The 20,670-nt window shown below is 63.0% G+C and carries 25 protein-coding genes; 13 read left to right on the top strand and 12 right to left on the bottom strand.

Translation table 11 applies throughout. The features are described 5' to 3' along the window. Both KBY49_RS05800 and KBY49_RS05795 read right to left on the bottom strand, forming a co-directional pair. Entirely contained in the window at window positions 1-351 is a 351-nt protein-coding gene (locus tag KBY49_RS05800) for a type II toxin-antitoxin system death-on-curing family toxin (RefSeq protein ID WP_254934042.1), read from the bottom strand. A gap of 330 nt (window positions 352-681) precedes the next feature. Beyond that, the gene (locus tag KBY49_RS05795) at window positions 682-1,077 is read right to left on the bottom strand and encodes an Npun_F0494 family protein (protein ID WP_254933776.1); all 396 of its coding nucleotides are present in this window, start codon (window positions 1,075-1,077) and stop codon (window positions 682-684) included. A gap of 29 nt (window positions 1,078-1,106) precedes the next feature. On the opposite strand from KBY49_RS05795, the gene KBY49_RS05790 reads away from it, so the two are divergent. Further along, complete coding sequence (locus tag KBY49_RS05790; RefSeq protein WP_254933775.1) at window positions 1,107-1,703, top strand: nucleoside triphosphate pyrophosphatase; 597 nt, start codon at window positions 1,107-1,109, stop codon at window positions 1,701-1,703. A 104-nt stretch (window positions 1,704-1,807) separates the two neighbouring features. On the opposite strand, the gene psbC is transcribed toward KBY49_RS05790, so the two are convergent. Together psbC and psbD are read right to left on the bottom strand one after the other, a co-directional pair. After that, on the bottom strand, window positions 1,808-3,169 hold the full coding sequence (gene psbC, locus KBY49_RS05785) for a photosystem II reaction center protein CP43 (protein ID WP_254934041.1): 1,362 nt from the start codon (window positions 3,167-3,169) through the stop codon (window positions 1,808-1,810). 7 nt (window positions 3,170-3,176) lie between these two features. Next, a complete protein-coding gene (gene psbD, locus KBY49_RS05780) occupies window positions 3,177-4,235 on the bottom strand; it encodes a photosystem II D2 protein (photosystem q(a) protein) (RefSeq protein WP_254933774.1) in 1,059 nt (352 codons plus the stop codon). Window positions 4,236-4,430: 195 nt separating this feature from the next. Here psbD and KBY49_RS05775 point away from each other — a divergent pair, with 195 nt between their 5' ends. Further along, window positions 4,431-4,991 (top strand): photosystem I assembly protein Ycf4, encoded by a 561-nt coding sequence (locus tag KBY49_RS05775; protein WP_254933773.1) that lies wholly within the window; start codon window positions 4,431-4,433, stop codon window positions 4,989-4,991. Further along, the gene (locus tag KBY49_RS05770; protein WP_254933772.1) at window positions 4,991-5,701 is read left to right on the top strand and encodes a peptidylprolyl isomerase; all 711 of its coding nucleotides are present in this window, start codon (window positions 4,991-4,993) and stop codon (window positions 5,699-5,701) included. The genes KBY49_RS05775 and KBY49_RS05770 overlap by 1 nt, the downstream gene beginning before the upstream one ends. A gap of 15 nt (window positions 5,702-5,716) precedes the next feature. On the opposite strand, the gene ilvN is transcribed toward KBY49_RS05770, so the two are convergent. Together ilvN and KBY49_RS05760 are read right to left on the bottom strand one after the other, a co-directional pair. Continuing rightward, the gene (ilvN, locus tag KBY49_RS05765) at window positions 5,717-6,247 is read right to left on the bottom strand and encodes an acetolactate synthase small subunit (protein ID WP_254933771.1); all 531 of its coding nucleotides are present in this window, start codon (window positions 6,245-6,247) and stop codon (window positions 5,717-5,719) included. A 34-nt stretch (window positions 6,248-6,281) separates the two neighbouring features. Then, window positions 6,282-7,274 carry an alpha/beta fold hydrolase gene (locus KBY49_RS05760; RefSeq protein WP_396099558.1) on the bottom strand — a complete coding sequence of 331 codons (993 nt, stop codon included), beginning with the start codon at window positions 7,272-7,274 and terminating at the stop codon, window positions 6,282-6,284. A gap of 84 nt (window positions 7,275-7,358) precedes the next feature. Here KBY49_RS05760 and KBY49_RS05755 point away from each other — a divergent pair, with 84 nt between their 5' ends. From KBY49_RS05755 to KBY49_RS05740, 4 genes are all read left to right on the top strand, one after another. Continuing rightward, window positions 7,359-8,516, top strand: coding sequence for a N2,N2-dimethylguanosine tRNA methyltransferase (locus KBY49_RS05755; protein WP_396099448.1), 1,158 nt, complete (start codon window positions 7,359-7,361; stop codon window positions 8,514-8,516). Further along, on the top strand, window positions 8,471-8,572 hold the full coding sequence (petM, locus tag KBY49_RS05750; protein WP_254933770.1) for a cytochrome b6-f complex subunit PetM: 102 nt from the start codon (window positions 8,471-8,473) through the stop codon (window positions 8,570-8,572). Before KBY49_RS05755 ends, petM begins: the two co-directional genes overlap by 46 nt. 41 nt (window positions 8,573-8,613) lie before the next feature. Next, a complete protein-coding gene (locus KBY49_RS05745; protein ID WP_254933769.1) occupies window positions 8,614-9,576 on the top strand; it encodes an NAD(P)H-binding protein in 963 nt (320 codons plus the stop codon). Window positions 9,577-9,658: 82 nt separating this feature from the next. Further along, entirely contained in the window at window positions 9,659-9,874 is a 216-nt protein-coding gene (locus KBY49_RS05740) for a hypothetical protein (protein ID WP_254933768.1), read from the top strand. A gap of 6 nt (window positions 9,875-9,880) precedes the next feature. On the opposite strand, the gene KBY49_RS05735 is transcribed toward KBY49_RS05740, so the two are convergent. Beyond that, window positions 9,881-10,627: a pseudouridine synthase gene (locus KBY49_RS05735; RefSeq protein WP_254934038.1), complete on the bottom strand. Its 747-nt coding sequence runs from the start codon at window positions 10,625-10,627 to the stop codon at window positions 9,881-9,883. Between the two features lie 215 nt (window positions 10,628-10,842). Between KBY49_RS05735 and infA the strand changes: the two genes are divergently transcribed. Continuing rightward, window positions 10,843-11,109, top strand: coding sequence for a translation initiation factor IF-1 (gene infA, locus KBY49_RS05730; RefSeq protein ID WP_094560946.1), 267 nt, complete (start codon window positions 10,843-10,845; stop codon window positions 11,107-11,109). A gap of 36 nt (window positions 11,110-11,145) precedes the next feature. Here infA and trxB read toward each other — a convergent pair whose 3' ends face one another. The 3 genes from trxB to KBY49_RS05715 form a co-directional block, all read right to left on the bottom strand. Further along, complete coding sequence (gene trxB, locus KBY49_RS05725) at window positions 11,146-12,543, bottom strand: thioredoxin-disulfide reductase (RefSeq protein WP_254933767.1); 1,398 nt, start codon at window positions 12,541-12,543, stop codon at window positions 11,146-11,148. Window positions 12,544-12,691: 148 nt separating this feature from the next. After that, complete coding sequence (locus tag KBY49_RS05720; protein WP_254933766.1) at window positions 12,692-12,958, bottom strand: hypothetical protein; 267 nt, start codon at window positions 12,956-12,958, stop codon at window positions 12,692-12,694. A 126-nt stretch (window positions 12,959-13,084) separates the two neighbouring features. Further along, complete coding sequence (locus tag KBY49_RS05715) at window positions 13,085-14,557, bottom strand: DEAD/DEAH box helicase (RefSeq protein WP_254933765.1); 1,473 nt, start codon at window positions 14,555-14,557, stop codon at window positions 13,085-13,087. Between the two features lie 131 nt (window positions 14,558-14,688). On the opposite strand from KBY49_RS05715, the gene KBY49_RS05710 reads away from it, so the two are divergent. From KBY49_RS05710 to KBY49_RS05690, 5 genes are all read left to right on the top strand, one after another. Next, entirely contained in the window at window positions 14,689-14,877 is a 189-nt protein-coding gene (locus KBY49_RS05710; RefSeq protein WP_254933764.1) for a hypothetical protein, read from the top strand. 113 nt (window positions 14,878-14,990) lie between these two features. Further along, window positions 14,991-16,148, top strand: a complete 1,158-nt coding sequence (locus KBY49_RS05705; protein WP_254933763.1) for an NAD(P) transhydrogenase subunit alpha — start codon at window positions 14,991-14,993, stop codon at window positions 16,146-16,148. Further along, a complete protein-coding gene (locus KBY49_RS05700; protein WP_254933762.1) occupies window positions 16,145-16,456 on the top strand; it encodes an NAD(P) transhydrogenase subunit alpha in 312 nt (103 codons plus the stop codon). Before KBY49_RS05705 ends, KBY49_RS05700 begins: the two co-directional genes overlap by 4 nt. 1 nt (window position 16,457) lies before the next feature. Next, window positions 16,458-17,918: an NAD(P)(+) transhydrogenase (Re/Si-specific) subunit beta gene (locus tag KBY49_RS05695; RefSeq protein ID WP_254933761.1), complete on the top strand. Its 1,461-nt coding sequence runs from the start codon at window positions 16,458-16,460 to the stop codon at window positions 17,916-17,918. A 45-nt stretch (window positions 17,919-17,963) separates the two neighbouring features. Further along, window positions 17,964-19,067, top strand: coding sequence for an alpha/beta fold hydrolase (locus KBY49_RS05690; protein WP_254933760.1), 1,104 nt, complete (start codon window positions 17,964-17,966; stop codon window positions 19,065-19,067). Here the strand turns inward: KBY49_RS05690 and KBY49_RS05685 are convergent. After that, window positions 19,009-19,374 carry a ferredoxin gene (locus KBY49_RS05685; RefSeq protein WP_254933759.1) on the bottom strand — a complete coding sequence of 122 codons (366 nt, stop codon included), beginning with the start codon at window positions 19,372-19,374 and terminating at the stop codon, window positions 19,009-19,011. The genes KBY49_RS05690 and KBY49_RS05685 overlap by 59 nt on opposite strands. Beyond that, window positions 19,371-20,621, bottom strand: a complete 1,251-nt coding sequence (locus KBY49_RS05680) for a 1-deoxy-D-xylulose-5-phosphate reductoisomerase (protein WP_254933758.1) — start codon at window positions 20,619-20,621, stop codon at window positions 19,371-19,373. Before KBY49_RS05680 ends, KBY49_RS05685 begins: the two co-directional genes overlap by 4 nt. Between the last annotated feature and the right edge of the window lie 49 nt (window positions 20,622-20,670).

Below are 20,670 nucleotides of genomic sequence, written 5' to 3'. Positions count from 1 at the left end.
TCATTCTCTGCTGCCGCAGTGGCTGTTGAACCAGGCCTCCAAATCCGGCCCTGCCAAATCTCCTGCCGCGAGCCGCCGGATCGTCGACACGACGCTCTCGTTGGACGCATTGAAAGCACAGCCGTTCAGGCCAAGGAAGACCAAGGCAACAAGCAATCCCGTGCGCTTGTTGCCATCTGAAAATGGGTGGGCACGAACGATGGCCTCTGCATAGGCTGCTGCAATAGCTGGAATTGACTGCAGCTCGCCGTAGCTCCAGCGCTGTTGCGGCCTGGCCAGAGCTGCTTCCAATGTGGACTGGGATCGGATGCCCTGAAGACCACCATGCTCAAGAATCTGCTGATGGTGCATCGCTGTCACGGCGATAGCAGGAACCCAGCGGGGTTCCGATAGCAGGTTCAATGGGCGAGCTCTCTGAGGGCGTTTTGATACTGGCGGGCTGCGTCGGAAGCTAGGGCGAGAGCTTCCTGCACAGTTGGATCGAAGGGGGTCAGGAGTATGCCTTGCTCAGTTTCAATGGCCTGGATCCGGTCGCCCGGGGCGAGATGGAAACGACGTGCCATTTCGCCTGGAATTGTGGCGGTAACGGATCCGCCAGTTTTCCTCAACGTGATTTCCACCGTGGACAATACGTACAAGTTGTACAAAAATGCTACAGCGCAATTAGGGGGCTGGGTTCGTCTACCAGCGTGGTTTGTGTCTCCTAAAAGCGTTGCGCAGCGATTTAAGTAGGCCAGCCCGGGGAATCTCCCCTTGCCAGCCCTGCAACACTCGGCGGCCCATTGGGGTGAGGCGCACCCTGTGGGTGAGGCCCTGGCCATCCACTTCACGGCGTAGCACCCCAAGTTGGATCAGCCAGATCCAATCCGCCTCCATCCGATCGGCAGCCAATGGGCGGGGGCAAAGTTTGCGGGCATCAGGTCGCTGGTTGAGTTCAGCGCTGCCAAGGGCTGTGCCAGCCACAAGCCCATAGAAGGCCCGCAGGTAGGGGAGGCAGCGCAGGGCCAGGGAGGCCCGATCGATGGCCCTTTGATCGTGGAGCAGATCGCCAACGGATGGGGCCGACTGGTGTTGCATGGAGTGATTCTCCCTAATCCCCTGCGCCGATGTTGGTTCTTGCTTCAGCTTCCCCTGCCCGCCGTCGCCTGCTGGAGCAGGCCGCCATCCCCCACCGGGTGCAGGTGAGTGGTGTTGATGAGGATTCGATCGTTGATTCAGACCCCATTGCCCTGGTGCAGCGCTTGGCCCAGGCCAAGGCCCGGGCGGTTTCGTTGTTGGCCCACGGCGCCGATCGAGATGGCCACGTCGTTGGTGGCCAGGCCGTTTTGGGCTGCGATTCTCTCTTGGTGTTTGAGGGAGAAGTGTTTGGTAAGCCGGCCAATGCAGAAGAGGCGATTGCGCGCTGGCGGCGGATGGCCGGGGCCTGGGCGGAGCTGCACACGGGCCATTGCCTCCTGCCAGCCCCTGTAAATGCTGATGAAGGGCAAGGCGAACGCCTCACAACGGTCACCACCCGGGTGCAGTTTGCCTCGGTGGGCGAAGCTGAGATCCATGCCTATGTGGCCACTGGTGAGCCTTTGCAGTGCGCCGGTGGCTTTGCCCTGGAGGGCCGGGGCGGAAGCCTGGTGGAGCGAATTGAGGGCTGCTATTCCAATGTGATTGGCCTGAGCCTGCCCCTGCTGAGGCGGTGGTTGGCGCCTTAGCAGGGGTTAACACTTTCCTTCCCAGCAAAAAGCCCCCGCCTGGGGGGCGGGGGCTAAGGCGAATCAGGCTGACTGATCTGTTTAACCGGATCAGCTGAGCTTGATCAGTCGAGATCTGGCATGGCCAGGGTGGGCTCGGCCTGACGGTCGATACCCTTCTCAAAACCGGCAGCAGCAGCGCGGGCGCGGCCTGCATGCCAGAGGTGACCCACCAGGAAGAAGAAGGCGAGCACAAACTGCGTGGACGCCAGCCATTGGCGGATGTTCACGAAGTTCACCGAGTTGGGCTCGGTGATGATGCCGCCCACGGAGTTGAGGGAGGCGTTGGGGGCGTGGGTCATGTATTCAGCCGCGCGGCGCACTTGCCAGGGCTGAATGTCGTTCTGGAGCTTGTCGAGGCTCAGGCCATTGGGGCCGCGCAGCGGCTCCAGCCAGGGACCACGGAAATCCCAGAAACGCATGGTTTCACCACCAAAGATGATCTCGCCGGTGGGGGAGCGCATCAGGTATTTACCAAGACCGGTGGGGCCCATGGCCGAACCGATGTTGGCGCCCAGGCGTTGGTCACGCACCAGGAAGGTGAAGCTCTGGGCCTGGGAGGACTCGGCGTTGGTGGGGCCGTAGAACTCCGAGGGATAGGCGGTGTTGTTGAACCAGATGTAGGACGAGGCGATGAAGCTCATGAAGCTCAGGGCGCCGAGGCTGTAGCTCAGGTAGGCCTCACCGTTCCAGATGAAGGCACGACGCACCCAACCGAAAGGCTTGGTGATCGCGTGCCAAATGCCACCAAAGATGCAGATCAGGCCGATCCAGATGTGGCCGCCGATGATGTCTTCCATCGAGTTGACCCCGATGATCCAGCCTTCGCCACCAAATGGGGCTCGGGTCAGATAGCCGAAGATCACGCCGGGGCTAAGGGTCGGGTTGGTGATGATCCGAACGTCGCCACCACCTGGGGCCCAGGTGTCGTAGACGCCGCCAAAGAACATCGCCTTGAACACCAGTAGCAGCGCACCCACACCCAGCAGGATCAGGTGGTAGCCAATGATGTTGGTCATCTGGTTCTTGTCGCGCCAATCCTGGGCGAAGAACGAGGAGTAGTTCTCCAGGATTTCCGGACCGCGCAGGGCGTGGTACAGACCACCGATTCCCAGCACAGCTGAGCTGATCAGGTGGAGCACACCCACCACGAAGAAGGGATAGAGGTCGGTGACCTCACCGCCAGGTCCCACGCCGTAGCCCAGGGTGGCCACGTGGGGGAACAGGATCAGACCCTGCTCGTACATGGGCTTGTCGAAGGTGAAGTGACTCACCTCGAACAGCATCATGGCGCCGGCCCAGAAGACCATCAGGCCGGCGTGGGCCACGTGGGCTCCCAGCAAACGGCCGGAGAGGTTGATCAGGCGGGCATTGCCCGCCCACCAGGCATAACCGGTGGAGTCGAGGTCTTTGCCCCCGACCACCATGGAGGAATTAAAGGGCGTTTCCACGGGGCAGAACCTCTTCAGGGAAGACGAAGTTTTCATGCGGCTGGTCAGCCGGTGCCATCCAGGCACGCAGACCTTCATTCAGCAAGATGTTCTTGGTGTAGAAGGTTTCGAACTCAGGGTCCTCAGCGGCGCGGATTTCCTGCGACACGAAGTCGTAGGCGCGCAGGTTGAGGGCCAGGCCAATGATGCCGATGCTGCTGGTCCAAAGACCCATCACAGGCACAAACAGCATGAAGAAGTGCAGCCAGCGCTTGTTGGAGAAGGCGATACCAAAGATCTGGCTCCAGAAGCGGTTGGCGGTGACCATCGAATAGGTCTCCTCTTCCTGGGTCGGCTCAAACGCCTTGAAGGTGTTGGCCTGGTCGCTGTCCTCAAACAGGGTGTTCTCCACCGTTGCACCGTGGATGGCGCACAGCAGGGCACCGCCGAGGATGCCGGCCACTCCCATCATGTGGAAGGGGTTCAGCGTCCAGTTGTGGAAGCCCTGCAGGAAGAGCAGGAAGCGGAAGATTGCTGCCACACCAAAGGATGGGGCAAAGAACCAGCTGCTTTGACCCAGGGGGTACATCAGGAAAACACTGACGAACACCGCAATCGGGCCTGAGAAGGCGATGGCGTTGTAGGGGCGAATGCCGACTAGGCGGGCAATCTCAAACTGACGCAGCATGAAGCCGATCAGGGAGAAGGCACCGTGCAGGGCCACGAAGGGCCAGAGGCCACCCAGTTGGCACCAGCGCACGAAGTCGCCTTGGGCCTCAGGACCCCATAGGAGCAGAAGGCTGTGACCCATGGCATCAGCCGGGGTGCTCACCGCAGCGGTGAGGAAGTTGCAACCCTCCAGGTAGCTGGAGGCAATGCCGTGGGTGTACCAGGAGGTAACAAAGGTGGTGCCGGTTAGCCATCCACCCAATGCCAAGTAGGCAGTTGGGAAAAGAAGCAGGCCAGACCAGCCCACAAATACGAAGCGGTCGCGCTTAAGCCAGTCATCAAGGATGTCGAACCATCCCCGTGCTGCTGGCTGGCGCCCTACAGCGATCGTCATGGTGGTGAAACTGTGCGGAAAACCCGCGGGACTGATGGATACCGCGAGATGGTAACAACGGCGGCGGGTTCTGCGGGCCCAGTTGACACGGGCTGAAACCCCAGCCCTGGATTGATTTTTAGGTATTTCTTCTGATTTCCGCCCCCCTGGTCGGGCCCCACGCCAGGATGGCTAGGTGTTGTAGCCCTATTTCCCATGGCCACTCCAGCCGCGCCCACCCAGGCGGCAGACCTGTTGGAGCAATCGGTTTTGGGCTCCAGGCGGCTCTCCAATGTCTTGGTGGCTTCGGTTGTTACGACCGGTGGCGTGGGCTTTGCCCTGACCAGTGCCTCAAGCTTTTTTGGGGTGGATCTGCTGCCGATTGGCCACCCCGCTGAATTGGCCCTAGTGCCCCAGGGTTTGGTGATGGGTCTTTACGGCCTGGCCGCAATTCTGCTTTCCACCTACCTCTGGGTTGTCATAGCCATAGATGTGGGCGCTGGCTCAAACCGTTTCGACCGCGCTTCCGGCAGCGCCACCATTAGTAGGCAGGGTTTTCGTCAAAAAATTGATGTGCAAATTCCGCTGCGCGACATCCAGGCCGTGAAGGTGGATGTGCGTGATGGGCTGAGCCCAAGGCGGCGCATTGCTTTGCGGGTGCAGGGTCGCCGGGACATGCCCCTGACCCAGGTTGGCGAACCAATGCCCCTCGCCGACCTGGAGCTCTCGGGAGCCCAGCTGGCCCGTTTCCTGGGTGTTCCCCTGGAGGGCGTCTGATGGGCCGCTGGTTTTATGGCCTGTTTTTGGGCGGCCTACTTTGTCTTAGCCCCTTTGCCCTCGGCGCCTGCGCCGCCGATCAATCAACCCAATTGTTGGGCTGTAGTGCCACCGGTGCTCCTTGCCTGAAGGGGCTGGCCACTGTGAAGATCCAAACGGCTAAGGGGGAGGTGGAGATCCAGCTCGATGGGGATGCAGCCCCCCTGACCGCAGGCAATTTTGTCGACCTGGTCAAGCGCGGGGTCTACGACGGCACGGTCTTCCACCGGGTGGTGCGCGAGCCGGTGCCCTTTGTGGTGCAGGGCGGTGACCCCGCCAGTGCGGATCCGAAGGTGCCCGTCAACCAATACGGCACAGGTAGCTATGTGGATCCCAGCTCTGGGGAATCCCGCCTGATCCCCCTGGAGATTCGGCGCCAGGGGGAGCCCGAGCCCCGCTATGGCGTACCCGTCACGACCCCCGGCATCACCCGCCAATTGGTGCTGGCCCACCAGCGTGGCGCAGTGGCCATGGCCCGCTCAGCCGATCCCAATTCAGCCAGTTCCCAGTTTTATGTGGCTCTGCAGGCCTTGCCTGAGCTGGATGGTCGCTATGCGGTTTTTGGCCGGGTAAGTAAGGGTATGGATGTGGTCGACAAGATCCAGCAGGGCGACAAAATCACCAAGGCCACTGTCATTTCCGGGGGCACCCTGGTCCAGGGCAAGCCCTAGGTAATCGCCGATCGGCTAGGCCGGCACCCGCTTTTCGGAGCTGGTTGTCTTCAGGTATGCGGTGTTGACCCCTGAGGCGCGCTCCAGGGAAATACGGCCCGTGCGGGCGATTTCGAGGATGCCGTAGGCCTTCATCACCTGTTCTAGGGCCACCAATTTGCCGGGATCGCCAACCACCTCCAGGGTTAGGGCGTCGTCGGCCACATCCACCACGTTGGCCCTGAAAACCTGGGCCAAATCCAATATGGCGCTGCGGTTAGCGGCCGGTGCGGCCACCTTCAACAGCATCAATTCCCGCTCCACGGCTGGGATTGTCGAAAGGTCGATCACCCCGAGCACGTTGATCAGCTTGTCGAGCTGCTTTGTCATCTGCTCAACGGTGTGGGCGTCGCCATCCACCACCATCGTTAGGCGGGAGATCCCCTTGCGCTCCGCCGGTCCCACGGCCAAGCTTTCGATATTGAAGCCCCTACGGGCGAACAGTCCTGAGATTCGACTCAGGGCACCGGACTCGTCTTCGACCAGCACCGAAAGGGTGTGCTTCATCTGTTGCCCGGCCTGGGCTGTGGCTGTCTTCAAATTATGCAGGGAGCTCCCCCTGGCAATGGGGTAGTTGTTCAAGCCATTGAAGTAGGGCCTGGTTGAAGGCCTGGGGCACCTCGTCGTGGGGGCAATGGCCGCAGTGCTCCAGCACTACTAGGGGCAGCTGTGGCCGCAGGGCCTCCACCTGGCTGGCCACCTCGATCGGCACCAGTTGGTCGGCCCGGCCCCAAATCAGGAGTAGGGGGCGCTCCAATCGCCGCAGCAGGGTTGGCGCCAGGGCGCCGTGGGGCCTCAGGGCCATGGCGATGCTCATCGACCTAAGGGCCCTGACCGCCCCAGGCCTGCGGGCCGGCTTGGCAATCAGCCTGTGCAGATCCCGATCCCCCATCACCGCCGTCAGATAGGCCGACTGAATTCCCAGATCCAGCAGGGGGGAATGGGCCAGTAGCGGTACGAGCAGCTCCAGGGGGAGCAGCCTGCAGAGGCTGATCACCAGCCAACGCTTAAGCCGCCGCCGCCAGGGTTTGCGCCTTGGTGAGCGCAGGGGAACTGCCATCAGCAGGCTCGGGTCCGCCAGGGGAGCTGCCGCCACCGCCCGCACCCAGGTCGGGTGGAACACGGCTGCGCTGAGGGCCACCAAGCCCCCCAGGGAATTGCCCACCAACACCGCCGGGGAGCGCACTACCTGCTCGAGGAAGGCCTGCACCTGTCTTGCCCAGAGCCTGTTGTCGAGCCACAGGCGCGGTTGGCAGGAGGCCCCAAAGCCCACCAGATCAAGGCCATAGACCCGCCAACCCGCCGCCGCCAAGGGGGCCGCATTGCGGCGCCAGTGGCCGCTACCAGCAGCAAAGCCATGCAGCAGCAGCAGGGGTGGGTGGAGCGGATCACCTAGCACCCGCCAATGGCAAGTCACGCCGCGCCACTGCCATTGGTGGTGGAGTCCCCAATCGATGTCGCCGGTCGATGGGGCGTCAGGCTGGGGACCTGCAATCCCCCCGCGCCCAGGCAACTGCTGACCAAAGCTGTGGATCACTATTGCGAGGGTTTGGTCAGCCTGCAGCTTGGCGCAGGCTTTTTCCGACCGCAATCAAGGCCTTCCAGGGATTTAGGCGTCTTGCTGGCCCGCACCCTCGCGGCCCAGGGCCCAGTAAGGGTGCTCGATCTGATGGCGGGCTGCGGCATCAGGGCCCTGCGCTATGGCGTTGAGGGAGGAGCCGGCGAGGTTTGGGCCAACGATGCCGACCCCGATCGCCTGCCCCTGCTGCAGGCCAACTTGGCCCCCCTGGCGGCTGGCAAATCAACTTTGCGGCTGCGGACTACGGCCCGCACGGCCCAGCAGCTCTTGGCCGATTGCCTCCAGCGCCAGGAACGCTTCGAGTTGGTGGATTTGGATGCCTTTGGCTGTCCAACGGCCCTGTTGCCCCTGGCCCTAGAGGCGGTGCAATTTGGCGGAGCGATTTATTTGGCCAGCACCGACGGACGCTCCCCCACGGGCCACGACCGCCCGGCGGCGATTCGTTTGCTGGGTGCCGCCGCCCGGGCCCATCCCGCCAGTTGGGAGCTGGCCCTGAGGCTCCAGATCGGGGTGGTGGCTCGGGCTGCCTGGGCCATGGGCCGGGGCGTCGAACCATTGCTGGCCTTTAGCGAGGGGCGCACCTTTCGCACTGCGCTGCGGTTGCAGCGCCAGCCAGCCAGGGCTGAGGAGGAGCAGTTGGGGCTGATGGCCTATTGCCATGGATGCGGCGATCAGCAGGTGCAGAGCCTGATCAAGTTGCGCCAGTGGCAGCCCTGCAGTTGCCCGGTTCCGGTGCCCTTGAGCATTAGCGGCCCCCTTTGGATTGGCCCCCTGCAGAAACCAGAATTTTTGGCTGCTTTGCATAAAACTGCTTTGCACATAACTGCTTTGCACAAGCCAGATCGCGAGTCCGATGGGCAGTTCTCGCCAGCGTCGCTGCGGTTACTGGGCTGTCTGGCGGCGGATCCGGGTCTGCCGGCCCGCTGCTGGCCCAGCGCCGAGGTGGCCCGACGGCTCCAAACGGGGCCTCCACCACTGGCAGCACTTGTTTTGGCCCTGCAAGAGCAGGGCTATCGGGCCGGCGTCAGTGGGGTGATGGCTGGACAGCTACGCAGCGATGCCCCCTGGCCCGTGATTTTGCAAACCGCCAGCCAATGTCACCGCAGGGCCCCGGCAACTGCTAAACAGGAGAGCCAATCCCATGCCGGTCTATGGCCTCTGAAATCTTCGGCATCGCAGCAGCTTTTTGGGTGCTGATCCCCGTGGGCCTGGTGGGTGGCGCCCTGCTGCTCAAATTCGCAGACAACGACTAATCCCGCGTGCCCCTAGGCTCGGGCCCGCTTGATGGCTGAGTATGCGGGTTTTGGTGGTTGGCGCAACGGGAACCCTGGGTCGCCAGATAGCGCGCCAGGCCCTTGATGCTGGCCACCAGGTGCGCTGCATCGTCCGCTCTCCCCGCAAGGCGGCTTTTTTGCAGGAGTGGGGCTGTGAACTCACCCGCGGAGACCTGCTGGAGCCCGACAGCCTCGACTACGCCCTAGAGGGTCAAGAAGCCCTGATCGACGCCGCCACTGCCCGGGCAACCGATCCAGGCAGTGCCTACGAAATCGATTGGACCGGCAAGCAAAACCTTTTTGCCGCCTGCCAGCGCTCCGGCATCAAGCGGCTTGTGTTTGTGTCTCTGTTGGGGGCAGCCAAACACCGCGATGTGCCCCTGATGGATATCAAGGCCTGCACGGAGGAATGGCTTAACGCCTCCGACCTCGACTTCACGATCCTGCAGGGGGTTGCTTTCATGCAGGGCTTGATCAGTCAATTCGCCATTCCGGTGCTGGAGGGTCAAACCGTTTGGGTTAGCGGCTCCCCAACGCCAATTGCCTACATGAATACCCAGGATATGGCCCGCTTTGCCGTGGCGGCTTTGGCCCATCCGGAAACAGCCCGCCAGACCTATCCGGTGGTGGGCCCCAAGGCCTGGATCACCGGCGAAATCACCCAGCTTTGCGAGCGTTTCACGGGCAAGGACGCCAAGGTATTCCGGGTGCCGCCGGCGCTCCTGAGGCTGATGCGCGGCGTTACCAGCTTTTTTGAGGCCAGCTTGAACGTGGCCGAAAGGCTCAGTTTTGATGCCGTGACCGGTGGCGGCCAAGGCCTGGATGCACCGATGGAGGCCAGCTATGCCGCCTTTGGCCTCGACCCGGCTGAAACCACAGGCCTTGAGGCCTACCTCAAGGAGTACTACGACACCATCCTCAAGCGGCTGCGAGATATGGAAGCAGACCTCGACAAGGACGCTAAAAAGAAGCTTCCCTTCTGAGGTTCGGCCCAGGTTGCCGGTTCGGGCCACTGGCGTGCCGGGCAGTTCGTCTGTACTATTGCCCAATTGAAGTTTTCAGGCGATGTCCGTTGCCCAGATCAAAAACCTGCAGCGCCGTTTGGCCAATTTGGAAAGCGAAGCGGTCGATGAGTTGAACCGGGCCTGCGGCCATGAGCTCTGGCAAACCATCGGCTTTGATGCCCTCGACAGCCTGGAAGATCCCGATCGACGCTCAAGGGCCAACTACTACTACGGTCAGCTCCAGACCGTTCGTGAGCTCAAGGATGTGGTCGGCTAAACCGCCCTATCCACCTCCGCCTCCCCGGCCGGATTTCCCGCCGCCAGCCCTGCCGCCGCGCCCCGGCGAGGGGCGACCCTGCTGAATTCGACCGGGTGAAGTGCGGACCTGCGAACCCCGTTTTAGGTCTTTAGAAGGCACCAGGAGTTGATCTAGGCGTTGTTCTTCTGCGGGGCTTACTCGCCGCCATTGCCCGGGCTTAAGACCCTCCAGATCTAGGGGTGCTTCACCGTCCATCAGGTCAATGGCCACCCGAAGCAGCCTTAAGGTGGGCAGTCCCACGGCGGCCGTCATCCGCCGCACCTGGCGGTTGCGGCCCTCCCGCAATTCCAACTGTAGCCAGCTGGTGGGAATGGCCTGCCGCTCGCGGATCGGCGGATTGCGTTCAGGCAGGCCTGGATCTGGCAGCAGCATGGCCTTGGCGGCCAGGGTGCGCTGGCCTTGAATGGTCACGCCCTGGCGCAGGCTCTCCAATGCTTCGGGATGCTCGGCGGCATTGCCTTCCACCTGGGCCCAGTAGCGCCGCCAGTGGCCAAAGGCGGGATCGGTGAGTCTTTGCTGGAGCCTCCCGTTGCTTGTCAGCAGCAGCAGACCCTCACTGTCGGCATCCAGCCGCCCGGCGGCGTAAACCCCAGGCATATCAATAAAATCCTCCAGGCATCTCCAGGCACTTCCGGCCTCTGGGGTGAATTGGCTCAGGACCCCGTAGGGCTTATGGAAAATGAGGGTGGTCAGGACGGGCGCATTTTCCAGAGGTTCACCACCCCGATCGAAATCAACAGCAGGCCGAGATCCATTGAAATTGGGGGCAGGACCATGGCTGTTTTGGGTAAGGATGCGTGAGCACCTTTGCGCCCAGACCCTATCGCCTCCAGGCTGGCACTGGTCTCGCGGCGGCCATCGGTCTCGCGGCGGGCGCCAATTAGGATGAGATCAGCGTTCTGTTTTTTGCGCGAGTAACCAGCTGCATGATTGAGACCTCCGGCGTGATTGAAAAGGAGCAGGGAAACGGGTTTTACCTAGTCACCTTGGAGCAGCCGGCCGGTCACCAGTGCCTCTGCCGTGCGGCGGGCAAGCTCACCAAATTCCGTATCAAGTTGCTGGCCGGAGACAAGGTGTTGGTTGAGATCAGCCCCTACGACCTGACCCGCGGGCGGATCACCTATCGGGAACGCAATGCGGCCGCCGGTCCTCGCCCAGGGGGCAATCGCCCTGGCGGCCCCCGTCGTCGCTAAAGCTTGGCCTTGCCTGGGGCAGCAGACCTGCCCTTTTTAGAGAAGCGCTGAGATGGCCTCCTTAAAGACACTGCGCTGCTTGACGCCCCGGAAGGTTTCCTTCAGCTCTTTTTGGAAAAACAACTGAACGGTGGGCGTTCCAGTTATGCCGGCCTGCTGAGCAATTTCTTGGTCGGCATCGATGTCTATTTCCACTCCTTGGGCTGCCCCAGAGAGCTCCTCAAGAACCCGCTTTAGCTGGGGTTTGAGCACGTGGCAGGGGCCGCAACTTGGCGAGGTGTACATCACCAGTAGGGGCTTGGGGCTGTCGTGGTACAGCTTGCGCAGGGCATAGCTGCCTTTCTGCCAAAGGTGTGCCGGGTCAAAGTTTTCTGCATCACTCTCGGCTGTGGCGACCTTTTCGCCCGCGGGGGCTGGATCCACAGGGTTGTGGCTCACCGTGACAGCCAGGTCGTGGTGGGTCAGCCAGCGCTCTGCCGCCAGGGCCGCCTGGCAGCCACTGCCCGCTGCCGTAATGCCTTGGCGCCATTCCGCATCCGCCACGTCGCCGGCGGCATAAACCCCCTCCAGGTTGGTTTCCGGTCGACCTGGCTTGGTCACCAGGTAGCCGTGGGAATCCAGCTCCAGCTGGCCCGCCACTAGCCGGGTGTTGGGGGTGTGGCCAATGGCATAGAAGAGCCCGCGCACCTGCAGAACTTCTGGGTTGTTGGCTGCTGCTGGGCTGCTTCCTGATCCTGGGTGGCTGGGCTCGACCAGGCTGAGGCTTGCAAGCCACTGGTCGCCGTCCACATCCAGCACCTGGCGGTTCCAGTGCACGGTGATGTTGGGGTTGGCCAGCACCCGATCGGCCATGGCACCACTGGCCCTGAGGCGCTCTCCCCGCACGATTAGGTGAACCCTGCTGCCGTATTTGGTGAGGTAGACGGCCTCTTCGCAGGCCGAATCTCCGCCGCCCACAACCGCCAGCTCTTCCCCGCGAAATTGGGGTGTGGCCCCATCACAGATTGCACAGGCACTGATCCCCCTGCTCCAAAAACGTTCCTCGCTGGGCAAGCCAAGGCGGTTGGCCTTGGCTCCTGTGGCCATGATCACGGCCTGGGCGGAGATGGTTTGACCCTCGGCCTCGATGCGAAAGGGGCGACTGGAAAGATCGATCGCGTCGGCGTCGGCCTCCACCAGTTGGGTGCCCCAGCGCACGGCTTGGGCGCGCATGCGGTCCATCAGCTCAGGGCCCATGATCCCGTCGGGGAAGCCTGGATAATTCTCTACATCCGTGGTGGTCATTAGCTGACCGCCGGGGATGCCTCCGTCTTGAAAGCCAGTGATCAGAATGGGATTGAGGTTGGCCCGGGCCGCATAAATCGCCGCGGTGTAGCCGGCGGGCCCGGAACCCACGATCACCAGGTTTTGAACTTCCGGACTGCCCGTACCCATGGCTTAAGCGGATTGACTATGACTTAAGCCTATCGGGTCGCGCCGATAGTCGCGTTTGCCCCCGTCCCCCGCCCCGCCCCCCCGCAAGAAGGTCGCCGCCATGAACGGAAAAGGAGGGAATTTCCTTTCGATTCTCTTTAGATTTGGCTCAAATTTCCAGGATTCCGTCTTCTTCTCGCTGGCGCATTCCGTATTGAGCGCTGGAAGTACTGAGCCACTGCTCTAAATTGTTTGGCACCATCAGAACCGTTGTTTCAAGCAATTCAGGATGGTCGTCGAGGCAGAGCAGCCATTCGCGAAATTCTTCGCTGAGGGCATAGCTTTCTTCATAGCGCTCAAGGGAATCATGGGTGGCGACTCGAGCCAGTGCCCAACTGACTGCAACGCTTAATCTTCGTTCGATTGAAGCTTCCATTCCTCCCCCTTCCCCCTTGGATGGCGCCATGTTGCCGGTCGCTGGCCCTGGCGAAGGTATCGATTGAAACAATGTCGCAATTATTGGTTTTAGATTTGCTCTTAACCGGCTCTTATTGAGGGTTAATTAGGCGCTTTTGCGGCGAATCTGGGGCAGTTGGGGACCGCCGATGCGCAGCACCCCTCCGAGCTGTTCACCGATTGCTTCTAGGGGCAGCCCGGCGGCCCCCAGCCCGCCACCAGGATCCGGGGCTGGATCCAGGCCCAGCTTTGGCCGCAGGAGGTAGGGCTCGCTTAGCGACCAGGTGCGCGCGTAGCTGATCAACAGGGGATCGGCGGGGGCATAGACGTAGGAGGGATGGCGAGGAATCGTCTCCAGGGCCGAGCGCTGGCCGTCCATGCGCACTGCCCGGGTGATCGCCTGCACAAAACGGCTGCGGGTCACCACGGTGGTGAGATAAGCCACCACCCGCAACCTGGGGGCATCAAAGCCTTCGGCGCACATGTCGATGCTCACCAGCCAATCGGCTTCACCGGCCTGAAAGGAGGCCAAGCGCATGGCGGCTTCCGGGTCCTGGGAGTGCACCAGATGCACCCGATCCCCCTGCTCTTCAAGCAGGGCCGCCAGTTGCCGGGCGTGGGCGATGTCCCGGGCAATGGCCAGGCCGCCCGCCCCTGGGTGCTCCTGGCGCACCAGCTCCAGCCGGCTGCGGGCATTGAGCAGCAGCCGCAGGGCGATGCTGCTGTCGTCGCCCAGCTGGATGGCCCTACGCAAATTGCGGGAGCGCCAGCTTTCCCTCTCCTCCGCCGAGAGGGGGGAGGTCTCCCGATCGCCGGGCTCGTGGCGCCGCCCATGCTCAACCCAGCCATCTTGAAAGCGAAATTCCAGGGGGCGCACATCCCCCGCATTGATCAGCTGACGGGGTTCCACGCTGAGGTCGGGGGCAATCCGCTCGACGATTTGGTCCCCATCGCGGACCTTCACCCGCTTTGCGGCGCAAAAGGCCAGGTTGTCGGCTCGAAATGGGGTGCCAGTTAGGCCCAGGCGCAGTTGGGCCGTGCCGGTCAGGCGGCTAAAGGCATGACCCCAGGCGGCCGCCTCCGGTTCATCCGGATCCAACCCAAGGTGGTGCACCTCATCGGCGATGGCCATCCAGCGCCCAAACCCGGCGTGGGGCAATTCCTCCAGCAACCGCTGGCAATGGCGCCCAGCGGCCTGATAGCTCAATTGCAGGCCATGCCAGGTCTCGTTCTGGGGGATCGCCGCCAGGCCCTGGTCTGGATCCCACTCCAGCAGCCGCAGCCCCAGGCGCTCGGCGGCTTGTCGCCATTGGCGGGCGATCGAGCTGCGGTGGGAAAAGACCAAAAAGCGTTCAAGCCTTTGCTCCCGGTGGAGCTTCTGGAAACCAAGCAGGGCTCCGAGGGTTTTGCCTGCCCCTGGTCCCGCATGGATCAGCACGTCAGCCTCCGCGCCCCGCAATAGGCGGGCCCTCAGCAGTTGGATCAGCTGGCGCTGCCAATCCCTCGGCTCCAGGTTGGCTGGCCTGGGAGTTTGGTCATGGGCTGGCCTGGGAGCCAGGTCAAAGGATGGTGGGGCCATCTCCTTGCCTGGATCGGGGTCTGTGCATCGCCGCATTGTGGGTGCAGAGCGGGCCGATTAGGTGTTCTGGCCTATGGGCATTTGCTGCCGCTTCTCTAGCTTTTGTTCATATTCTCTGGCTTGACCGTTCCATGGCCCAGTCGTCTCCCCAGTCGGAGCCATGGGTGCTCCCCCTGGCCCAGCGCAGGCTCCATCTGGTGGCCTGTCTCTGGCTTGAGTGCGACATAGACCCGATGATTTTGCGGGCCAGGTTGTTGCGCCGTCAGGGTTGTGTCCCCCAGGCGGAAGCGATTGAGCAGGAGCTGCTGCCGGTGGTGTGACGCCGCTGCTCTGATGGCAATGGGTGGGCAACTGCGCACATTTGCCGCCACTGCCTGGGCTCCTGTTGCACATTGAACTGAGATTAGGAGCTACGGCTCCAGGGGGATCAGGTTTGCCAGATGTATTCATCCCCAGGGAAGAGCGCCACGGCGAGAAACGGGTGGCGGCCACACCGGAAACGGTGAAAAGGCTTTCGACCAAGGGCTTTACCTTGCATGTTGAGCAGGGAGCCGGGGTTGGGGCTGGCTACGCAGACGCCGATTACGCCGCCGCTGGGGCCGCATTGATCGGCGAGCCGGAGCGGGCCTGGGCCTCCACCGATGTGGTGCTCTGTGTGAACACCCCGCCAGCTGAATCCCTCGGGCGGCTCAAGGCTGGTGCCCTGCTGGCGGGCCTACTTTCCCCCTATGGCGCCGAACCGATGGTGCAAACCCTCAATAGCCGTGGGGTTTCAGCCTTCGCCCTGGAGTTGTTGCCCCGCATCAGCAGGGCCCAGAGCATGGACGTGCTCTCGTCCCAAGCAAATATCGCCGGCTACAAGGCGGTGCTGCTGGCGGCGGCGGCCCTGGATCGCTACATGCCGATGTTGATGACCGCTGCTGGCACGATCCAGCCGGCCCGGGCCCTGATCCTGGGTGCTGGCGTCGCCGGGCTCCAGGCCCTGGCCACGGCCCGTCGCCTGGGGGCAGTGGTCTATGTGAGCGATGTGCGGGCGGCAGCCAAGGAGCAGGTGGAATCCCTGGGGGGTCGCTTCCTGGCACCACCGGAGCAGCAGGAGGCCCCCGCCGAGTCCGGTGGCTATGCCAAGGCTGCCAGTGAGGCCTTTTTGGCTGCCCAGCGCCAGCAACTTGCCGAGCAACTGGCCCAGGCCGATATGGTCATTTGTACGGCCCAGGTGCCGGGGCGTCGGGCACCGCTATTGATCGATGAGTCGATGCTCGACGGCATGCGCCCAGGTTCGGTGGTGGTTGATTTGGCCGTTGCCCAGGGGGGCAATTGCGCCTGCACCCAACCAGGCACCACGGTTGATCGCAATGGAGTGCAACTGGTGGGGGGTGATGGTCTGCCCAGCAGCGTTGCCAACCACGCCAGTGCGCTCTATGCCAGGAATCTGGCGGCCCTCCTGGAGCACGTCGTTTCCGACACTGCCGCGGAGGCCTTTGCCCTTGACCTGGAGGATCCAATCGTGGCCGGATGTCTGCTTACCCATGGCGGCGCATGCCGCCTTCCAGAAATTGTTTCTACGACCATTAAGGAGGTGGTTTCATGACTTCCCTTACCCAGGCCCTGTGGGTGCTGTTGCTCGGGAGCCTGTTGGGCCTTGAGCTGATTGGCAAGGTGCCCCCTACCCTGCACACCCCCCTGATGTCGGGGGCCAATGCGATAAGCGGCATCACGATGCTTGCTTCTATCACCCTGATTGCCCAGGCCCAAAACAACCAGGTGCTGTTGGCCATGGGTGCCCTATCCCTGGGCTTTGCCCTGTTCAACGTGGTTGGGGGCTTTCTCGTAACCGACCGGATGCTGGCGATGTTCTCGCGGCCATCCAAAAAGGCCAAATCCCAACGCGGAGCCTGAAATGCACCCCACTTTTATGGCAATTCCTGCTGTCTTGACCGAGTCGCTGCCCTACGTAATCGACCTGGGGGCGGTGCTGCTGCTGGCCCTGGGCATTAAGGGCCTTTCGAAGGTGAGTTCGGCCCGCACCGCCAACGGCTTGGCTGCCCTGGCCATGGGCTTGGCGACCTTGGGCCTGTTGGTGCAGCTGCAACCTGGCCCCACGGCCTGGCTGTGGATCGCCGGCGGCTCCGCCCTTGGCGGCCTGGTGGGCTGGTTGATGGCCCTGAGGGTGCCAATGACGGCCATGCCTGAAACCGTGGCCCTTTTCAACGGCTGCGGCGGCATGGCATCTCTTTTGGTTGCCATGGGCGTGGCCCTGTTCCAGAGCAGCGAGCCCAACCTGGTGGCCCGCATCTCCATCGTGATCTCGGTGTTTGTGGGGGCGATCACCTTTAGCGGTTCGATCGTGGCGATGGCCAAGCTGCAGGGCTGGCTAGATACCCCCGCCTGGACCCAGAGCTCCCTGCGCCATGGGGTGAACCTCGCCTTGAGCGGCCTGGCCCTGGCCGGTGCCATTGGCCTGCCGATGCAGCCCGATGGCTGGGCCCTATGGCTGCTGCTAGGCGCTTCCACCCTGCTGGGCATTGGCGTCACCCTGCCGATCGGTGGTGCCGACATGCCTGTGGTGATCTCCCTGCTCAACTCCTATTCCGGGGTGGCAGCTGCGGCCGCCGGCTTCGTGGTGGGCAGCCAGCTGCTGATCGTTGCTGGAGCCATGGTTGGGGCGGCGGGCCTGATCCTCACCCAGGTGATGTGCACTGCTATGAATCGTTCGCTGGTTTCGGTGCTGTTTGGCGGTGCCCTGGGTGCCGCTGGCGGCTCCGGTGCTGGTGGAGCCGGCTCAGGGGAATCCAGCTACACCCGGATTACCAGCTGTAGCGCTGAAGAATGCGCCATGGCCCTGGAGCAGGCCGAGCGGGTGGTGTTCGTGCCTGGCTATGGCTTGGCCGTGGCCCAGGCCCAGCACGCCCTGAGGGAGCTATCCAAGGTTTTGGAGATCCACGGTGTCGAAGTCACCTATGCGATCCACCCTGTGGCTGGCCGGATGCCTGGCCACATGAATGTGCTTCTGGCTGAGGCGGATGTGCCCTACGAACAGTTGATCGAGATGGATGCGATCAATCCGGAATTCCCCCGCACCGACGTGGTGATCGTTTTGGGCGCCAATGACGTGGTCAATCCAGATGCCAAAAATGACCCCACCAGCCCCCTCTACGGGATGCCCGTGCTGGAGGTGGATCAGGCCAGGCAGGTGTTTGTGGTGAAACGCAGCCTTGGCGCCGGCTATGCCGGCATTTCCAATGCCCTCTTTGAACTGCCCCAAACCGCCATGGTCTTTGGAGATGCCAAGGCCGTGCTCAACGGTCTGCTCAGCGAATTGCGCAGCATGGGCGTCGGCAAGGTGGCCGCTCCCCTCTAGGGGCGGTTTTGCTGGCAGCTGGTTGGCAGGTCTGTAGTTAGTGGGATGGCGTCGGGATTGGAGTCGGGATTGGCAATGGAGGGCCCTTTCCAGCAACGCTGGCCCTGGCTTGGCCCCGACCTCCAAACCCTCAGGGATAGCGTTTGGCCGGCCTGCTTGCCGGCGGATCGGGGCATCGCCCGCAGCATTGAGATTGGCCCGGGGGAAGAGCTAATTGCCTTTGAGGACAGGCCATGGGGGGCGGCTCTCTCGCCAGGGCCGCCGAGGGGCTGGGTGCTGCTGCTCCATGGCCTGGGCGGTAGCAGTAATCGCCAGGGGGTTCGGCGCCAGGCGCTGGCCCTGCAAGCCGCGGGCTTTGGGGTGTGGCGGCTCAATTTGCGCGGTGCCGGTGCCAGCCGCCCCCTTGCCAAAGGCACCTACGCGGCCAGCTGCAACAGCGATCTGTTGCCGGTGCTGGCCCAATGCCGCCAATGGGCGGGTGGCCTTCCCTTGCTTGGGGTAGGGCTTTCCCTGGGGGGCACGATGCTGCTCAACGCCCTCGCCGCCCAGCCCGACGGCCTCGATGGCCTGGCCCTAGTGAGCAGCCCCCTGGACCTACTTGCCTGTGCAAGCCAAATCGAACTGCCCCGCAATGGCTTGTATCGGATTTGGTTGCTCCAGCGCCTGAGGGCCCAAACCCTGGCCGATCCCTTTGGTCTTACTGCCGAGGAGCGGCAATCACTGGAGGCTGGCGGGGGACCCCGCACGATTCGGGGTTTTGATGCGGCGATCACCGCTCCGCGCTGGGGCCATCGATCGGTCGAGGCCTACTACCAGGCGGCCTCCCCCCTGGCTTGGCTGCCAGAGCGGGCCCCGGACTTGCCCCCGACCATCTTGATCCATGCCGCCGACGACCCCTGGGTGCCAGTGGCAGGCGCCCTTCAATTGCGGCAAGCCGTCGAGCAAGCCGTCGAGCAATTTGGCCCAATCAATTTTGAGGTGCTGATTTCAGCCCAAGGCGGCCACAACGGATTTCATGGGCGCAAAGGCCGCACTGGGCGATCTGGCCGCAACCCGGATGGCTTTAAGGCCTCCTGGAGTGATGGCCTGGTCAGGAGCTGGTGCCTGCAACGCAGCTCGGGGGGGCGCCTTGGAAGGGCAGCCGCTTGATGATCCACTCCTCAATCGGCCGTTGGCCGATCACGTGTTCCCTGACGATTCGCTCGATTTGATCGGGCCCCACGCCGCCATAGACGATTCCCTCCGGCCAGATCAACAGCACCGGACCCTGGCTGCAGATGCGCAGGCAGTCGGCCTTGGTGCGCAGCACGATGCCCCCAGGCCTGGCCGGATCCTCTAGCCCCAGCTCACGCACCAAACGCTTGAGGGTTTCCCAGCTGGCAACTCCGAGCTCGGGATCGGGGCAGCAGAGCCCCTTGGTTGGGGTCGCGCAGAGCAGCAGGTGATGGGCAATCACGCCGGCAACGCCGCAGTTGCCTTGGTTTCCAGCTGGGCTGCAGCCTCCCGCACCGCCTGACGGGACCAGCTGTCTATGGCCAGCACGTCGTCGAGGGAGGGATCGCTAGTGAGGTCGCCCCGGTGGCGATCACAGACCCGCTCGATCAATTTTGGAATGTCGAGGAAGTGGATCTGCTCTTCTAGGAAGAGGGCCACGGCCTGCTCGTTGGCGGCATTCATCACCGCGGGCATGGTGCCGCCTGCCCGCCCGGCGGCATAGGCCAGCTGCATGCAGGGGTATTTGGCGGGATCGGGAGCCCGGAAAGTTAGGGAGCCCACTTCGGTGAGATCGAGGCGGCGCCAGGGGGTTTCCAGCCTTTCAGGCCAGCTCATGCAATAGAGAATTGGCAGCTTCATGTCCGGCCAACCCAGTTGGCCGAGCACCGAGGAATCGGCCAGTTCGACCATCGAGTGGATGATCGATTGGGGGTGAATCACGATTTCGATGTGGTCGTAATCGAGGCCAAACAGGTAGTGGGCTTCGATCACCTCCAGGCCCTTGTTCATCAGGGAGGCCGAATCCACCGTGATTTTGCGGCCCATGCTCCAGTTCGGATGGCTGGTGGCATCGGCCACGGTGGCCTTGACCAGGTCGGCGGCATCCCAGTCGCGGAAGGCACCGCCGGAGGCGGTGAGCTGGATCCGGCGCAGGCCCGGGGTGGGCTGGCCGGTGCTCAGGCGCGCCGTTTCGGCATAGGGCGTGCCCTGCAGGCACTGAAAGATGGCGGAATGTTCAGAATCGGCCGGCAGCAGGCGCGAACCGCTCTTGGCCAGTTCTGGCAACACCACCGGTCCTGCGGCGATCAGGGTCTCCTTGTTGGCGAGGGCCAGGTCCTTGCCGGCCCGGATGGCGGCCAGGGTGGGCAGCAGGCCCGCGCAACCGACGATGCCCGTCACCACTAGGTCGGCCGTGGCCCAGGCTGCGGCAGCGCAGAGTCCGTCGCTGCCCCCCAGCAGCTCAGGCATGCGCCGGGGCTTTTGCTCAGGGGCCAGGGCGGCCAACCTTTGCCGCAGTTCGGCCACCTTTTCGGCGTCTGCCAGGGCCACCACCTCTGGGGCATGGCGTTGGATCTGGCTGATAAGCAGATCCAGGTTGTTGCCTGCGGTGAGGGCTACCACCTTGAAGCGATCGGGGAAGTCGTCCACGATCTCCAGGGTTTGGGTGCCGATTGAGCCCGTGGATCCCAGCACGCTGATGGCTTTCACGGTGCGATCCCTAGAGCTTTCGGCGTTTCAGTTTCCCATTCGCGCCGCT

Source organism: Cyanobium sp. WAJ14-Wanaka, from assembly GCF_024345375.1.
Taxonomy (GTDB): domain Bacteria; phylum Cyanobacteriota; class Cyanobacteriia; order PCC-6307; family Cyanobiaceae; genus Cyanobium_A.
The sequence above is the reverse complement of the archived record's forward strand: the minus strand, read 5'-3'. Positions and strand labels throughout refer to the sequence as shown.

What these genes read in the sequence shown, in the direction of transcription:
- psbD (WP_254933774.1), bottom strand. Translation starts at nt 4,235, where the DNA reads ATGACGATCGCTGTAGGGCGCCAGCCAGCAGCACGGGGATGGTTCGAC.
- KBY49_RS05745 (WP_254933769.1), top strand. Translation starts at nt 8,614, where the DNA reads ATGCGGGTTTTGGTGGTTGGCGCAACGGGAACCCTGGGTCGCCAGATA.
- KBY49_RS05740 (WP_254933768.1), top strand. Translation starts at nt 9,659, where the DNA reads ATGTCCGTTGCCCAGATCAAAAACCTGCAGCGCCGTTTGGCCAATTTG.
- petM (WP_254933770.1), top strand. Translation starts at nt 8,471, where the DNA reads ATGGCCTCTGAAATCTTCGGCATCGCAGCAGCTTTTTGGGTGCTGATC.
- KBY49_RS05700 (WP_254933762.1), top strand. Translation starts at nt 16,145, where the DNA reads ATGACTTCCCTTACCCAGGCCCTGTGGGTGCTGTTGCTCGGGAGCCTG.
- KBY49_RS05695 (WP_254933761.1), top strand. Translation starts at nt 16,458, where the DNA reads ATGCACCCCACTTTTATGGCAATTCCTGCTGTCTTGACCGAGTCGCTG.
- KBY49_RS05710 (WP_254933764.1), top strand. Translation starts at nt 14,689, where the DNA reads ATGGCCCAGTCGTCTCCCCAGTCGGAGCCATGGGTGCTCCCCCTGGCC.
- KBY49_RS05715 (WP_254933765.1), bottom strand. Translation starts at nt 14,557, where the DNA reads ATGGCCCCACCATCCTTTGACCTGGCTCCCAGGCCAGCCCATGACCAA.
- KBY49_RS05720 (WP_254933766.1), bottom strand. Translation starts at nt 12,958, where the DNA reads ATGGAAGCTTCAATCGAACGAAGATTAAGCGTTGCAGTCAGTTGGGCA.
- KBY49_RS05800 (WP_254934042.1), bottom strand. Translation starts at nt 351, where the DNA reads ATGCACCATCAGCAGATTCTTGAGCATGGTGGTCTTCAGGGCATCCGA.
- ilvN (WP_254933771.1), bottom strand. Translation starts at nt 6,247, where the DNA reads ATGAAGCACACCCTTTCGGTGCTGGTCGAAGACGAGTCCGGTGCCCTG.
- psbC (WP_254934041.1), bottom strand. Translation starts at nt 3,169, where the DNA reads ATGGTGGTCGGGGGCAAAGACCTCGACTCCACCGGTTATGCCTGGTGG.
- KBY49_RS05770 (WP_254933772.1), top strand. Translation starts at nt 4,991, where the DNA reads ATGGGCCGCTGGTTTTATGGCCTGTTTTTGGGCGGCCTACTTTGTCTT.
- trxB (WP_254933767.1), bottom strand. Translation starts at nt 12,543, where the DNA reads ATGGGTACGGGCAGTCCGGAAGTTCAAAACCTGGTGATCGTGGGTTCC.
- KBY49_RS05690 (WP_254933760.1), top strand. Translation starts at nt 17,964, where the DNA reads ATGGCGTCGGGATTGGAGTCGGGATTGGCAATGGAGGGCCCTTTCCAG.
- KBY49_RS05775 (WP_254933773.1), top strand. Translation starts at nt 4,431, where the DNA reads ATGGCCACTCCAGCCGCGCCCACCCAGGCGGCAGACCTGTTGGAGCAA.
- KBY49_RS05795 (WP_254933776.1), bottom strand. Translation starts at nt 1,077, where the DNA reads ATGCAACACCAGTCGGCCCCATCCGTTGGCGATCTGCTCCACGATCAA.
- KBY49_RS05790 (WP_254933775.1), top strand. Translation starts at nt 1,107, where the DNA reads ATGTTGGTTCTTGCTTCAGCTTCCCCTGCCCGCCGTCGCCTGCTGGAG.
- infA (WP_094560946.1), top strand. Translation starts at nt 10,843, where the DNA reads ATGATTGAGACCTCCGGCGTGATTGAAAAGGAGCAGGGAAACGGGTTT.